Consider the following 14,083-nt stretch of genomic DNA (forward strand, 5'->3'; position numbering starts at 1 on the left):
TCGTGACCACGACCGTGACGACCACCGAGACGGTGGCGACCGTGTCGAGGTTGTCGGGCTTGCTGAGCCACTCGAAGCGCGCCACGAAGTCCGCGTTGAACAGCCGGTCGGTCTGCAGCAGCCAGATCACCGGCACCGCGAACGCCGCGCTCAGCACCGCGTTCACGGCGACCAGCGGCCAGTTCCAGCCGCCGACCCGGTACTTGACGATCTCGACGACCACGTCGGCGACCAGCACGGCGATCAGGAAAGGCAGCCAGAAGCTCCACAACGCCGGGTCGATGATCGGCAGGTTCCCGCCGTCCGCGTCGGTCACCCACGAGTGGAAGTGCTGCAGCGGCAGGTACGCGATCGCCAGCGCCAGGAACGCGACCGACGCCACGCAGTCCGCCAGCCCGATCTGCCGCTCGCCCAGGGCCCGATCCTCGCGCAGCTGGTCGACCGACCACTGCGGGAGGTTCAGCCGCGTGTTGGTCCGCTCCAGGACCGCGAAGCCCAGCGTGGTCCAGAACGCGACGTGGACCGCCACCTCGATCGCGGTGCCGATGCCCTTGCCGACCGCGTCGCCACCGTCGCCGTCGATCGCGGCGATCAGGCCGACCACGATGCCGACGGTCGCCGGCACGAACGCGAGGAGCAGCTTGAGCAGTCGCTCCCACACCAGGTAGTACGTCGGGCCGATGAGCTGCAACCGCCGGTTGGCGTAGCTCGCCGCGAGCGCCGCCGGGTCACCCAGCTCGGTGAGCACCTCGCGCTCGGCGGCCGTGGCGTCGGCGCCGGCCGCCTGCTTGCCGTCGATCATGTCTTCGATCGAGCCACGCAGCTCGGTGGCGATCTCGTCGCGGCGTGCCGCGGGCACCGCTCCGAGGGTGGCGGCGAGATAGCGGTCGGTCAGGGAACTCATCGGTCCTCTCCTTTGATCAGCCCGGTCATGGAGGTTTGCACGGCGGCCAGGTCGTCGAGCAGCCGGCCCAACACCGTCTCGCCCTCGTCACTGGTCCGGTAGAACTTGCGCGGTCGGCTCTCTTCGGTGTTCCACTCGCTGGTCAGCAGCCCCTGCTCCTCGAGGCGGCGCAGCAACGGGTAGAGCGTGTTGGCGTCCACCGGAAAGCCGTGACCGGTGAGCCGCTGCAGCAGGGCGTAGCCGTAGTCGGGATGACGGAGCGCGGCGAGACTCGCCACGACGACCGTGCCCCGCCGCAACTCCTGCAGGTGGGTCCGGAGGATCTCGTCGCTGGGCATGCATCACACGATAGTGTGTGCCACACACCATTGTCTAGTGGCATAACGTCGTGTGCCAGACGATGGTGTGCCGCAGGCCCCTGGGCAACAAAAAGACGCCTGGCCGGGTCCTCACGGACCCACCAGGCGTCAGCAGTGGAACTAGGAGCGGTGGCGGCGGGATTTGAACCCGCGGAGGGCGTAAACCCTCACACGCTTTCGAGGCGTGCTCCTTAGGCCACTCGGACACACCACCGCCGAGTAGGGTACCCGACCCCACGACCGCCTGGCGCGGCGGCATCGGCACCGCGCCGACCTGGCAGTATCGCCCGCATGAGTATTCACATCGGCGCGGAACCCGGCGACATCGCGGAACGCGTCCTCATGCCGGGTGACCCGCTCCGCGCCAAGTGGATCGCCGAGACCTACCTCGACGACGCCAAGTGCTACACCCAGGTGCGCGGCATGTACGGCTTCACCGGCCGCTGGCAGGGCGTCGACGTCTCGGTGCAGGGTTCCGGCATGGGCATGCCGTCCGCGTCGATCTACGCGCACGAGCTGATCAACGACTACGGCGTGAAGACGCTGATCCGCGTGGGTTCCTGCGGCGCCCTGGCCGACGAGCTCCAGCTCCGTGACGTGATCGCCGCCAGCGGCGCGTCGACCGACTCCAACATGAACCGCGCCCGGTTCGACGGCCTGATCGACTACGCCCCCGTCGCCGACTTCGGCCTGCTGCGCACCGCGGTCGAGATCGCCGAGCAGCGCGGTATCGCGATGCGCGTCGGCCCGATCCTGGCCGCGGACGCGTTCTACACGGACCGCCCCGACCTCTATGACGCCCTGGCCGACTACGGCGTGCTGGCCGTCGAGATGGAGTCCGCGGCGCTGTACACGATCGCCGCCCGCTACCGCGCCCGCGCGCTGACCCTGCTCACGGTGTCCGACCACATCAAGCGCGGCGAGCAGACCACGTCGCAGGAGCGCGAGCAGACCTTCGGCCAGATGGTCGAGATCGCCCTCGACACGGCGATCAACTGAGACGCGTACCACACAAATATTTACGATCGGTCGGTCGGTTATCCCGTAAGTTGACGGGGTGACGATCGACGGACGCATCGCGCGCGGTGACCGCACCCGGGCGGCCGTGCTCGACCGCGCGGTCGCCCGGGCCACCGAGGACGGCCTCGACGGCCTCTCCCTCGGCCAGCTCGCCACCGACCTGGGCGTCAGCAAGTCCGGTCTGTTCGCGCACTGGCGCTCCAAGGAGGAGCTGCAGCTCGCCACCATCGACCGGGCGGCAGAGCAGTTCCGCGAGCACGTCACCCGCCCCGCGCTCACGGCGCCCCGCGGCGTTCGCCGCCTGTGGGCCCTGCACGACCACCGGATCGCCTTCTACGAGTCCAGCGTGCTGCCCGGCGGTTGCTTCTTCGCCAAGGTCCAGTTCGAGTTCAGCGCCCGCCCCGGCCTCGTACGCGATCGCCTTGCCGGGATCTTCGAGCTGTGGACCGAGTTCGTGGAAGGGCTCGCGCGGGAAGCGATCAACACCGGCGAGCTGAGCCCGGAGACCGACACTCAGCAGCTGGCCTACGAGATCGAGTCCTTCGCGCTCACCGCGGTGATGAAGTCCCGCCTGCTGCTCTCGCCCGACATCGCCTACCGCTACGCGCGCCGCGCCGCCCGCGACCGGTTGTGCGCCCTTACCACCCATCCCGAGCTGTTGCCGGAGGTCTGAAGACATGACAACCGTTCTGGAGTACGGCCACCGCGAGCGGGTCCGCATCCACTACGACGACCTCGACCAGATGGGGATCGTGCACAACGCGCGCTACGCGGTGCTGCTCGAACGCGCGCTGTCCTCCTACTGGGAGGAGCACGGGTTCTCGATCGCGAACGGTCGACCGACCGCGCCCGACGTCTTCCACGCGGTCGTCGAGTTCACCATCAACTACCGCACCCCGATCAGCGGCACGGGCGACGTCCTGATCCACTTCTGGCTCGACAAGTTCGGCCGGACCAGCGGGGTGTACGGCTTCCGGGTCACGTCGGCCGACGGCGCGACCGTGCACGCCGAGGGCCACCGCTCGATCGTCCGGCTCGACCCCGCGACCATGCGCCCGACGGACTGGACCCCGGCCGCCCGTGAGGTCGCCGCGACGCTGACCAAGCCGACGCTAGCGACGGAAGAAGCCGCGTAGCAGATCGGCCGCCTCGGCCGCGAGCACACCGCCGTACACCTCGGGTCGGTGTGTCAACCGCCGATCCCGCACCACGTCCCAGAGCGAGCCGACCGCGCCCGTCTTCGGTTCCCACGCCCCGAAGACCAGTGTGGACACCCGGGCCAGCACCAGCGCGCCGGCGCACATCGTGCACGGCTCCAGCGTGACGACCAGCGTGCAGCCCTCGAGCCGCCAGGTGCCCAGCGCCGACGCGGCCCGCCGCATCGCGACGATCTCCGCGTGCCCGGTCGGGTCACCGGTGAGCTCCCGCTCGTTGTGGCCGACCGCGAGCTCGTTGCCGGCCGCGTCGAGCAGCACCGCGCCGACCGGCACGTCGGCCGCGTCGGTGGCCGCCGCGTCGGCCGCGACGTTCAGCGCCCGCCGCATCCACTCCGTGTGGCGGTCACGCCGTGCCGAGGTCACGCCTCCCGCAGTTCCTCGACCTCGTCGCCGCAGCCGATCGTCTGGCACACCTCGGCGGTGACGTCGGCGGGCATGAGGCCGTCGTGCGCGCACAGCTCCAGCAGCCGGCGGGCCGGCACACCCAGGTCGGCCAGCAGGTCCGCGTCGCCGACCGGGTCGACGTCCGGGTCCGCGGCGGGCTTGTCGGGGTCGGCGCTCTGCTCGACCACCTCGTCGATCTCGATCGCCGGCGCCTTGATGTCGCCGACCAGCAGGGCGCCCAGCCGCGACTCCTCCGCGAACGCGGAGTCCGAGCCGAAGACGCGCAGGTCCTCGCCCTCGTCCAGGCGCATGATGACCAGGTAGGTGTCGTCGGACTCGACGAAGAGCAGCGAGATGTCGGCTTCCAGGTCGACGTCGCGGAGGCGGTCGGCGGCCTCTTCGATGTCGGCGACGCCGTTCAGGTTGACCTCAGCGGCGGTCCAGCCGGACGAGCCGCGGACCGCGGCAGCGGCGAAGTACGACACGGCCTATGCCCCCCAAGGACCCGGTGCGGCCGCCGCCGTACACCGGCGCTTGTCTCTCTCAGAAAACCAACAGACGTGACGGTAGCCGGTCAGGCCGGCGGCAGCGCGGCCAACGCCCCGAAGGGGGACGGCTCAGCTGGCGAGCCTGCGGCGCGTTGCGATCAGTTCACGAAGCTTGTCGCCCTGTAGCCGGCGGGGTTGGCTGCGCTCGCGGACCGACTTCGCTCCCGCGAGTTCGGCAAGCAGCTGCATCCGGCGGCGGCTGCGCTCAGGGTCCAGCCGCTGCACTTTCCAAGCCATGGCGGCAGCGTCTCCTGTGCTCGAGCGGTTAGTCAAGAGCGGTCGCACTACGCATCGACTCCCTTACACAGGGCGGCTTTTCGACCACGAGAGGTCGTGGCACGAACACGAGAGGTCACCACAGCGGCCAGTCGCCGCGGGTGAACCAGGTGATGCCGACGACCACCGCGGCGATGCTCCAGCCGAGGGCGGTGGCGGCCGCGACCCCCACGGCCACGCCCCGATCGCCGATCTTGGCCAGCAACAACGACACCACCCAGGCGATCGCACCGGCGAGCAGGGTCCAGTAGGTGTAGCCGCGCACCGAGGAGTCGACGACGCCGAACGCGAGCAACCAGACGGCGCCGGCACCGGCTCCGGCGGCGACCGCGCCGCCGCGGACGGGATGCGGCTCGCGGAACGTCGGCCGGGTCCGCGTGGAGGGGAACAGACCTGATGGGGGTGTACGCGGTGCGCCGGCCGGCGGCATCGCCTCCTGTGCCACGGCAACCCCCTCTCGGACCCGTTCCCCTGTCAGCCTAGGTCAGCCGAACTGCGCGAGCCGGGCCCGGGCGGCACCGCGGATCGTCGTGAAGGCCCCACCGGCGACGACCTTGTGCAGCCGCGCGCTGGCGGCCATCGTGTGCACCCCGCTCGAGCCGTTGCCGTCGGCGGCCCAGGGCAGCAACGCGCCGCCCGCCTCGTTGGCCGCGGCGAGCTTGACCCGCCGCGTGTTGCCGTCGACGCAGGAGCCCTTGTCACCGGTCCGCGCGGACTTGCACACGTTGTCGAAGTGGCCGCCGATGTAGACCACCCTGTCCAGCACCGCGACCGCCTGCGCGTCGCCGTCCATCGTCAGGGTCCAGCGGCCGGCGCCCGAGGTGGTGAACGCACCGAGCCGCCCGCCCGGTCCACCCATCGCGGCGTAGATGCCCGACGCACCGACCGCCAGCCCGCGCACCATCTCGCTGGCCCGCGAGACGAAGCGGGTGTCGACCGAGCCGCCGGTCGTGAGCGCGGCGAGGTTGCGGGTGCCGGACGCCCCGTTGACCGAGCCGAAGCTGCCGCCGACGTAGATCCGGCTCCCGACCGCGACGACGGCGTTGACGCTGCCGCTGGCCCGCGGCCGCCAGCCGGTGACCACCGCGCCGGTGCTCGGGTTGAACGCGGCCAGCCGCCCGACGGACTGCCCGTTGAGGCTCGTCATCGAGCCGCCGGCGTAGAGCCGCCCGTTGGCGACCGCCAGGGCGTACGGCATGCCGGTCAGCGACTGCTTGAAGGAGTTGTGCACCGCGCCGGAGCCGGCGTCGAGGCGGGCCAGGCCGTCCCGGCGGACGCCGCTGATCGCGGTGAACGCGCCGCCGACGAAGACCGCGCGGCCCGACACGGCGATCGCGCGGACCGAGTTGTCCGCCGCGGGGGCCCAACCGAGCAGCGCGCCGGTCCGCGCGTTGACCGCGGCGAGCCGGCTCCGCGCGTAGGAGCGGCCGCCCGAGGTCACGCTGGTGAAGTCGCCACCGACATAGAGCGTGTCGCCGGAGTACGCCGTCGCCAGCACCGTGCCGTTGAAGGACGGCAGCGGGTCGGGCGTGACCTTGGCGACTACGGCCAAGGCCGGTGCGCCCGGCAGCAGCAGGGCCGCGGAGGCGGCGACAGACGCGATAAAACCGGCAACTTTGCCCCGAAGTGTCACGGAAGTTACGTTATATGGGCGGTTGCAGTGATCCGCGGCGCGAAACGCGAACGGCGCCGGCGTGCCGGCACTGTCCACCACAAGGCCCGACGGTGTGCGAGAGTCGCTCGCGTGGACATCGCGGTGATCGGGTTGGGTTTGATCGGCGGGTCGGCGCTGCGCGCACTCGCCTCCCGAGGGCACCGCGTGCTCGGCTACGACGCCGACCCGGCCACCCGGGCCACCGCCCGCACCGCCGCGGCCCGCGCGCCGCAGAATGCCCGATGGCAGGTGACGGGCACGATCCGCGACGCCGTGGCGAGCGCCCGCCTGGTGGTCGTCGCGGTGCCACTGCCGGCCCTGCCGCGGGTGCTCGACGAGCTGGCCGCGGCCGGCTACAGCGGGCTGGTCACGGACGTGACGTCGGTCAAGACCCCGGTGCGGATGCTGGTCGAGCAGCGGTTGCAGGGCCGGCACCAACGCCTGGCGGGCTTCGTGGGCGGCCATCCGATGGCTGGCAAGGAAAGCTCGGGCTTCGCCGCCGCCGACGGCGACCTCTTCCGGGACTGCGCCTGGGTGCTCTGCTTCGAGCCGGGCAGCACATCGCTGACGGACTGGCTCGACCTCGCGGAACTGGTCATCGGACTCGGCGCACGGGTGGTGCCCGCGACTGCGGAGTCGCACGACCAGGCGGTTGCGCGGATCAGCCACGTACCCCATCTGCTGGCGACGGCCCTCGCGGCCGCGGCCGCCGACCCCCTGTCCGGCACCTTGGCGGCGGGGTCGTTCCGCGACGGCACCAGGGTCGCCGCAACCCGCCCGGAACTGATCGCGGCAATGTGCGGCGGCAACGCGCCGGCGGTGGGGCCGGCCCTGGACGACATCATCGCGGCGCTGCAGTCGGCCCGCGCGGCCCTCTCCACGCCGGACCCCATTGCGGCGCTGCTGCCGTGGCTGGCCCCGGGCCACGCGATGCGGACGAACTGGCCGGCGCCGCTGGCCGCGCCGCTGGAGATCCCGGCCCGCCCGGACGCACTGCTCCGGCTCGGCCAGGCGGGTGGCTGGGTCGAGGCGATCGCGGCCGACCGCTCGACGGTGACGGTCGTCAGGCCTGCTCCCAGCGGCCCGGCCGGGCTACTCGAGGACCTGTAGCGGTCGCCACCACAGCTCACACGGCGTCCGCCGTCAGACTCGCTTCCCGCTGTCAAGACGATCTGTGCCCAACGCGGTCACCAGGTCAAGCGGCGACCGTCGTCAGACGTGGTCGCCGCGGTCCAGGCGGATTACTCGGCGATCTGTGACGATCGCCGTCACCAGGTCGTGTGGTGTCACGTCGAAGGCCGGGTTGGCGGCCGGGACGCCGGCGATCACTTCGGCGCCGTCGCGGTCTTCGATCTCGACGTCCGCGCCGCTGGCCGTGTCGGTGTCGACGGTTGACTCCGGCGCTACGACCACGAACGGGATGCCGGCCCTTCGGGCGCCCAGCGCGTGCGCGTAGGTCCCAACCTTGTTGACCGTGTCGCCGTTGGCGCAGATCCGGTCCGCGCCCAGCACCACCGCGTCGACCTCGCCTCGGGCCATCAGGAACGGCCCGGCCCCGTCGACCGCGACGCGGAAGTCGACGTCGAGCTGGCCCAGCTCCCAGGCCGTGAGCCGCGCGCCCTGCAACAGTGGGCGCGTCTCGCTGGCGATCACCGGACCGAGCGCGCCCCGGCGGTGCAGCTCGGCGACGACGCCGAGCGCTGTGCCGCCGACGACCGCGGCGAGCGCGCCGGTGTTGCAGTGGGTGAGCACGCGGGGTGCCCCACCGCACAGCTCGGTCAACAGGTCCGCGCCGCGCGTCGCCATCGCGGCCGACGCGGCGATCTCCTCGTCGCGCTGTGCGTCGGCGTCGGCGAGGACGGCGTCGAAGCCCTCCGGCAGCCGGGCCGCCGCCCGCTGGGCGCCGCGGGCGAGGTTGACCGCCGTCGGCCGGGCGGTGGTCACTAGCCGGACCGCCGACCGGAGCCGCTCGGGGTCGTCGCCGTGCTGCTTGGCCGCCAGCGCGACCCCGTACGCCCCGGCCACGCCGAGCGCCGGCGCACCCCGGACCGCGAGCGAGCGGATCGCCTCGACCAGTTCCTCCACGGTGCCGATCCGCCGGATCTCCAGCTTGCCGGGCAGCAGCGTCTGGTCGATGATCTCGACGGCCCCGTCGACCCAGTCGATCGTGCGCATGGTCTTCACGCTAGCGGGCCGGGGTCGGTGAGCGGGCTCACGGACAAGTAGGTTCGGAGCGTGACCACCCCGCGTGACCCCGTCGCCGACCTCCGCCGCATCGCGTTCATGCTCGAACGGGCCAACGAGGCGACGTACCGCGTCCGCGCCTTCCGGTCCGCGGCCAAGACCCTCAGCGGCCTGCCCGCCGAGGAGGTGGCCCAACGCGCCGCCGCCGGCACGCTGACCGAGCTGTCGGGCGTGGGCGACGTGACGGCCCGCTGCGTCGCGGAGTCGCTGGCCGGCGAGGAGCCGGTCTATCTCCGCCGGCTGCTCGCGACCGAGGGGGTGGATCTGGACGACGCGGCCGCGGCGCTGCGGTCGGCGTTGCGAGGCGACTGCCACACACACTCCGACTGGTCCGACGGCGGCTCGCCGATCGAGGAGATGGCGCTGGCGGCGGTCGAGCTCGGGCACGAGTACGTCGTCCTCACCGACCACTCCCCGTCGCTCAAGGTGGCCCGCGGCCTGACCGCCGACCGGCTGAAGCGGCAACTCGACTACGTGGCGGCGGTCAACGAGGCGTTGCCGGCGGGATTCCGGATCCTGACGGGCATCGAGGTCGACATCCTGGCGGACGGCTCGCTGGACCAGACCGACGAGCTGCTCGCCCGCCTCGACGTCGTGGTCGCCTCGGTGCACAGCGGGCTCCGCGACGAGAGCGCCCGGATGACCCGCCGCATGCTGCGGGCGATCGAGAACCCGCACATGGACGTGCTCGGCCACTGCACGGGCCGCATGGTCGGCAACCGACCCGCGGGCGCCGAGGGCCCGGGCGACAGCGCCCACCGCAAGCGGATGCGCCCACCGTCGGACTTCGACGCGGCCGCGGTGTTCGCCGCCTGCGCCGAGCGGGGCAAGGCCGTGGAGATCAACTCGCGCCCGGAACGGCAGGACCCGCCCAAGCGCCTGATGCGCCAGGCCCTGGAGGCGGGCTGCGTCTTCACGATCAGCACCGACGCACACGCCCCGGGCCAACTCGACTGGCAACGCTTCGGCTGCGAACGCGCGGCCTTGTGCGGCGTCCCAGCCGACCGCGTCGTCAACACCTGGAAAGCCGACCAACTCGTCGACTGGGCAGCGGGCCACGCCGCCTGAACCCGGTCACGCTGCCTCCACCCTGCGAAGCTGCCGGCCCAGCGCGACCCGACGGCATGCCATCAAGCCGGGCCAGCCCGGTCCCCCGCCCACCGCAGCCCCGCCCGGCGCGAGCCGCTCGCACGCCATCAAGCCGGGCGAGCCCGGTCCCCCGCCACCGCGGCCCCGCCGGGCGCGACCCGGGCGCACGCCACCAAGCTGGGCGAGGCCGGTCCCCCGCCACCGCGGCCCCGCCGGGCGCGACCCGGGCGCACGCCTGCGGCAACGGGCGCGGCACGGCCGCGCTCCGCGGCAGCACGACTGAGCGCGCCACCTGAGCCCTCAACCGACCCGACCGGGCCGCACGAAGCCGAGCAACCTACTGACCCGGCTTCCGCCCGGCCCCTTGAGGGCGTCCGCCGACCAGGGTTGGCCGGGACGCCGTCGCCACGGGCCTCGGCCGGGTGTGGCGGGTCGCGCTGAGGCTGGGGCGACCCCCTAAGCGCGGTCGGTGACTAGCTCGGCCTCCGGGGTGGCCGGAGCCGGGGACGGGCGCTTGCGGTTGGTGAACAGGCCCTGTGCGACCGCCACGCCGACCAGCACGACCAGCGCCCCGGCCGGCTGGTGCCAGGTGACGTGTTCGTCCAGGGCCAGCACGCCGAGGATGACGGCGAAGACCGGGATCAGGTAGGTGACCATCGAGGCCGTGGTCGCGCCGACCAGCTTGATGTTGCGCATGTTGAGGACGAAGGCGAGGCCCGTGCCGACCGCGCCCAGCGTCACGATGCTGGCGATCGCCTTGAGCGAGAGGTCGGTGAGCGGGGTCGGCGCGCCGACCGTGAGTGGCGCCACGATCGCCAGCGCGACCGTCGCCGTGACGAGTTGGCCGGCCGCCAGCGAGATGCCCGACTCGTTGCGGTCGCTGATGAACCGCTTCGTGTAGGGGATCGCCACCGCATAACAGGCCGCCGCCGCGATGCACATGAGCTGCCCCGTGAACTGGGCGCCGCCCAGGCCCTCCCAGACGCCGAGCACGACCAGCACGCCGACGAAGCCGATCAGCAGGCCGACCGCCCGGTGCGCGGTCATCCGCTCCGTGCGGAACAGGTAGACCGCGAGCGGCAGCACCAGCAGGGCGGTGGTCGCGTTCCAGATGCCGGCCAGCGACGACGAGACGCGCTCCTCGCCGTACCCGAAGAGGGTGAACGGCATTGCCGTGCCCACCACGCCCGTGACGGTCAGGTGCAGCCAGAGACGCGCGTCACGCGGTAGTCGGTCGCGGGTCACGAGGAGGACCACGAGCAGCGTCAGCACGCCGGCGAGGACCCGGCCGAGCGTCACGTAGAGCGGGTGCAGCTCGGCCACGCCCACCTTGATGAACAGGAAGCTGGAGCCCCAGATAACCCCGAGGAGCAGGAAGCCCGGAAGCCAGCCGCGCGGGTCGGCCTTGTCAGGACTGGTTGCGGTCGTCACCCATGACACTCTGCCGGATGGGTACGACAGAAATCGCGCGAGTTTCAGCCGCTGCCCTAGATCAGTCCCTACGCGGCTCCCGCGTACCGAAAATCGACAGACCCGTGCCGTAGGGTCGAACGCGTGGGACGAATCGACGACCTCGCCAATCGCTACGTCGACGAGTGGGCACCGCTCAACCCGGCGGGCGCGACCTTTGTCGGCATCCAGGGCTACGACGACAGGTTCGAGGACCTGTCACCCGACGGTTTCGCCGCCGGCGCCGATCTGACCCGGCGCACGCTGGCCGATCTGTCCGGCGTCGAGCCCGGGTCCGAGTCGGAACGCGTGGCCAAGGAGGCCATGCAGGAGCGGCTGGGCCTGGAGCTGGCGCGCTACGACGCCGGCGAGGTCACCAGCGAGATCAACGTGATCTCCAGCGCCCTGCACGGGCTACGCGGCGCGTTCGACCTCATGCCCACCGAGGGTGGCGACGCGGTCGGCAACATCGCGTCTCGGCTCAACGCGTTCCCGCGCGCAATCGAGCAGCTGCAGGTGACGCTCCGCGAGGCCGCCGCACAGGGACACGTGAGCTCCCGCCACCAGATGATCGAGGTGGCCAAGCAGTGCGACATCTGGACCGACCCGGCACGGGACAATTTCTTCCACGCGCTGGCCGACCGGCTCGCCGCTGACGGCGCGCTGCGCGCCGAGCTCGACCGGGGCGCCGCCGCGTCCACCGCGGCGACCCAGGCGTTCGGCCTGTTCCTGCGCGAGGAGCTCGCCCCGCTCGGCCGCGAGAAGCAGGCCGCCGGGCGCGAGCGCTACCAGCTCGCCTCGCAATACTTCCTGGGTGCAAAGGTCGACCTCGACGAGACCTACGCCTGGGGCTTCGAAGAGCTGGCCCGCATCGAGGGCGACATGCGCAAGGTGGCCGCCCAGATCGTGGGTCCCGGCGCGTCGATCGACGACGCGGTGCGCGCGCTCGACGACGACCCGGCCCGGCGCATCGAGGGCAAGGAGGCGTTCCGCGACTGGATGCAGAGCCTGGCCGACAAGGCGATCGCCGAGCTGCACGGCACGCACTTCGACATCCCCGAGCAGATCCGGCGGATCGAGTGCATGCTCGCGCCGACCAGCGACGGCGGCATCTACTACACCGGCCCGAGCGAGGATTTCACCCGTCCGGGCCGCATGTGGTGGGCGGTGCCCGCCGGCCAGACCGACTTCGCGACGTGGAAGGAGGTCACGACCGTCTACCACGAGGGCGTTCCGGGCCACCACCTCCAGGTCGCGCAGACCGCCGTCCGCACCGAGCTGCTCAACCGCTACCAGCGGCTGCTGCTCTGGGTCTCCGGGCACGGCGAGGGCTGGGCGCTCTACGCCGAGCGACTCATGGACGACCTGGGCTACCTGGCCGACCCGGGTGACCGGCTCGGCATGCTCGACGCGCAGGCCTTCCGGGCCGCGCGGGTGATCGTCGACATCGGCATGCACCTGGAGCTGGAGATCCCGCGCGACAACCCGTTCGGCTTCCACCCGGGCGAGCGCTGGACGCCGGAGCTCGGCTGGGAGTTCATGCGGGCGCACTGCCGCGTGCAGGACGACGTCCTGCGCTTCGAGCTCAACCGCTACCTGGGGTGGCCGGGCCAGGCACCGTCCTACAAGGTCGGCGAGCGCATCTGGCTGCAGGCGCGCGACGACGCCCGGGCCCGCAAGGGTGCCGACTTCGACCTCAAGGAGTTCCACCGCCAGGCGCTCGACCTGGGCTCGATCGGCCTCGACCCGCTTAAGGCCGCGCTGGCCCGGCTCTGACGGAAACGACGAAGCGGCTGTGCCGGCCTCCCCTGCCGGCGCAGCCGCTTCGGAGCGCTCAGGCCGACGTGAACCCTTCGTCCAGCGTCGGGGCCAGGAGCTGGTCGCAGGACACGTACATGAGCTGGATCTGTGGGTCCGTGAACGAGATCTTCGGAATCGTCAGCGGGATCCCGTCAGGCGGCAACGGCGAGCTCGGCGTCAGGGTGAGCTTGATGCCGGCGATCCGGCCGACGAACCGGGTGGCGTAGAACGCGACGTCGCCGCTGACGGTCAGCGTGCCGCTCTTGAAGAGCAGCGGGTTGCCACCGCCTTGCGGCACCTTGAGGGCGAACGTCTCGACCGCCGACCGGCTCATGGTGAACTTCAGAGCCCGCACCTCACCCGCCGGGGTGTCCATCGGGTAGATGCCCTCGATCCGCAGCCCCCACATCGTCAGCTTCGTGCCGGTCAGCAGCGACGGCTGGTTGTTGACGGAGGGCACGGACCCGTCGGCCGCCAGCAGTGGGACCTCCGGATGCTGCGGCTCCTCCTCCTCGGCCGCGGGGCCACCGGGCGCACTCGCGCAGTCCTCGGGCTTGTCGCCCGCGGGCGGCTTCGTCGCCTCGCTGGGAGTCGGCGTCGGAGCGGCGGCCTCCCCCTGCTTCTCGTCGGAGCCCCCGGTGAAGATGCCGGTGATCCCGTCGATGATGCCCTCGATGATCCCCGGGTCGTCCTTCTCCTCGGTCGGCGTCGGCGTGGGAGTCGGCGCCGTGGTCTCGCCGGGCTTGGGCGCCGCGGTGTCGGCGGGCTTGGGACAGGGAGCCGCCGCGTACGCCGGCGCCGCGACCCGCATCCCGACCACCGCACTCGCGGCGAGCACCAGCAGGAACCCGATCACCGTGTAGAACCGCGGACTCTCCCGCCGCGGCAACGGCCCCGGATCCGCGACCTCGTCGCTGCCGGCTGCCGGAGGCCGCTCGGCCTCCTCACCCGGCAGCGCAGATGTATGGGTCGGGAAGTCCGACCCATCCGACTGCGCGGGCACCGGAGCGGACCCCGACACCGTCGATGCCGCAGCGGCGGGCGTGGTGCCGGACCCCTGGGCCGGCACCGAGGACCCCCGGTCGACCGGCGCCGCGGAGCGAGTCGGCTGGGTCGCGGGCCCAGGCTCGGCCGGCACC

General features: G+C 72.0%; 15 protein-coding genes, 1 tRNA gene and 1 pseudogene. 6 read left to right on the top strand and 11 right to left on the bottom strand.

Annotated features, from left to right (window positions below; translation table 11 throughout):
• The 3 genes from AB0H87_RS26255 to AB0H87_RS26265 form a co-directional block, all read right to left on the bottom strand.
• Positions 1-904: permease prefix domain 1-containing protein (locus AB0H87_RS26255; protein ID WP_360150879.1), on the bottom strand; the 904-nt coding region annotated here is incomplete at its 3' end.
• Positions 901-1,242 (bottom strand): PadR family transcriptional regulator, encoded by a 342-nt coding sequence (locus AB0H87_RS26260; protein WP_360150882.1) that lies wholly within the window; start codon positions 1,240-1,242, stop codon positions 901-903. The genes AB0H87_RS26260 and AB0H87_RS26255, both read right to left, overlap by 4 nt.
• Before the next feature lie 148 nt (positions 1,243-1,390).
• Positions 1,391-1,477 (bottom strand) — tRNA-Ser (locus AB0H87_RS26265).
• Between the two features lie 77 nt (positions 1,478-1,554).
• Between AB0H87_RS26265 and deoD the strand changes: the two genes are divergently transcribed.
• The 3 genes from deoD to AB0H87_RS26280 are packed head-to-tail and all read left to right on the top strand — an operon-like array spanning position 1,555 to position 3,419.
• The gene (gene deoD / locus AB0H87_RS26270; protein WP_360150885.1) at positions 1,555-2,262 is read left to right on the top strand and encodes a purine-nucleoside phosphorylase; all 708 of its coding nucleotides are present in this window, start codon (positions 1,555-1,557) and stop codon (positions 2,260-2,262) included.
• 58 nt (positions 2,263-2,320) lie between these two features.
• Positions 2,321-2,956, top strand: coding sequence for a TetR/AcrR family transcriptional regulator (locus AB0H87_RS26275; RefSeq protein WP_360150888.1), 636 nt, complete (start codon positions 2,321-2,323; stop codon positions 2,954-2,956).
• A 4-nt stretch (positions 2,957-2,960) separates the two neighbouring features.
• A complete protein-coding gene (locus AB0H87_RS26280) occupies positions 2,961-3,419 on the top strand; it encodes a thioesterase family protein (RefSeq protein ID WP_360150891.1) in 459 nt (152 codons plus the stop codon).
• On the opposite strand, the gene AB0H87_RS26285 is transcribed toward AB0H87_RS26280, so the two are convergent.
• From AB0H87_RS26285 to AB0H87_RS26305, 5 genes are all read right to left on the bottom strand, one after another.
• The gene (locus tag AB0H87_RS26285) at positions 3,396-3,896 is read right to left on the bottom strand and encodes a nucleoside deaminase (protein ID WP_360150916.1); all 501 of its coding nucleotides are present in this window, start codon (positions 3,894-3,896) and stop codon (positions 3,396-3,398) included. The genes AB0H87_RS26280 and AB0H87_RS26285 overlap by 24 nt on opposite strands.
• Entirely contained in the window at positions 3,860-4,369 is a 510-nt protein-coding gene (locus AB0H87_RS26290; RefSeq protein WP_360150894.1) for a tRNA adenosine deaminase-associated protein, read from the bottom strand. Before AB0H87_RS26290 ends, AB0H87_RS26285 begins: the two co-directional genes overlap by 37 nt.
• Positions 4,370-4,501: 132 nt before the next feature.
• Positions 4,502-4,669 carry a hypothetical protein gene (locus AB0H87_RS26295; protein ID WP_203708585.1) on the bottom strand — a complete coding sequence of 56 codons (168 nt, stop codon included), beginning with the start codon at positions 4,667-4,669 and terminating at the stop codon, positions 4,502-4,504.
• A 115-nt stretch (positions 4,670-4,784) separates the two neighbouring features.
• Positions 4,785-5,138, bottom strand: coding sequence for a hypothetical protein (locus tag AB0H87_RS26300; protein ID WP_360150919.1), 354 nt, complete (start codon positions 5,136-5,138; stop codon positions 4,785-4,787).
• 54 nt (positions 5,139-5,192) lie between these two features.
• Positions 5,193-6,341 carry a hypothetical protein gene (locus AB0H87_RS26305; RefSeq protein ID WP_360150897.1) on the bottom strand — a complete coding sequence of 383 codons (1,149 nt, stop codon included), beginning with the start codon at positions 6,339-6,341 and terminating at the stop codon, positions 5,193-5,195.
• Positions 6,342-6,452: 111 nt separating this feature from the next.
• On the opposite strand from AB0H87_RS26305, the gene AB0H87_RS26310 reads away from it, so the two are divergent.
• Complete coding sequence (locus AB0H87_RS26310; RefSeq protein WP_360150900.1) at positions 6,453-7,472, top strand: prephenate dehydrogenase/arogenate dehydrogenase family protein; 1,020 nt, start codon at positions 6,453-6,455, stop codon at positions 7,470-7,472.
• Positions 7,473-7,574: 102 nt separating this feature from the next.
• Here AB0H87_RS26310 and mtnA read toward each other — a convergent pair whose 3' ends face one another.
• A complete protein-coding gene (gene mtnA, locus AB0H87_RS26315) occupies positions 7,575-8,537 on the bottom strand; it encodes an S-methyl-5-thioribose-1-phosphate isomerase (protein ID WP_360150903.1) in 963 nt (320 codons plus the stop codon).
• Positions 8,538-8,597: 60 nt separating this feature from the next.
• Here mtnA and AB0H87_RS26320 point away from each other — a divergent pair, with 60 nt between their 5' ends.
• Entirely contained in the window at positions 8,598-9,674 is a 1,077-nt protein-coding gene (locus tag AB0H87_RS26320; protein WP_360150907.1) for a PHP domain-containing protein, read from the top strand.
• A gap of 477 nt (positions 9,675-10,151) precedes the next feature.
• Here AB0H87_RS26320 and AB0H87_RS26325 read toward each other — a convergent pair whose 3' ends face one another.
• Positions 10,152-11,126, bottom strand: a complete 975-nt coding sequence (locus AB0H87_RS26325) for a DMT family transporter (protein ID WP_360150910.1) — start codon at positions 11,124-11,126, stop codon at positions 10,152-10,154.
• A 123-nt stretch (positions 11,127-11,249) separates the two neighbouring features.
• Between AB0H87_RS26325 and AB0H87_RS26330 the strand changes: the two genes are divergently transcribed.
• Positions 11,250-12,920 (top strand): DUF885 domain-containing protein, encoded by a 1,671-nt coding sequence (locus AB0H87_RS26330; protein ID WP_360150913.1) that lies wholly within the window; start codon positions 11,250-11,252, stop codon positions 12,918-12,920.
• Positions 12,921-12,978: 58 nt separating this feature from the next.
• Here AB0H87_RS26330 and AB0H87_RS26335 read toward each other — a convergent pair.
• Positions 12,979-14,083 (bottom strand): annotated as a pseudogene (locus AB0H87_RS26335) (hypothetical protein); the annotation flags it as partial.

Origin of the sequence: Asanoa sp. NPDC050611 (assembly GCF_040654855.1) — a bacterium.
In the GTDB taxonomy this organism is placed as follows: Bacteria; Actinomycetota; Actinomycetes; order Mycobacteriales; family Micromonosporaceae; genus Asanoa.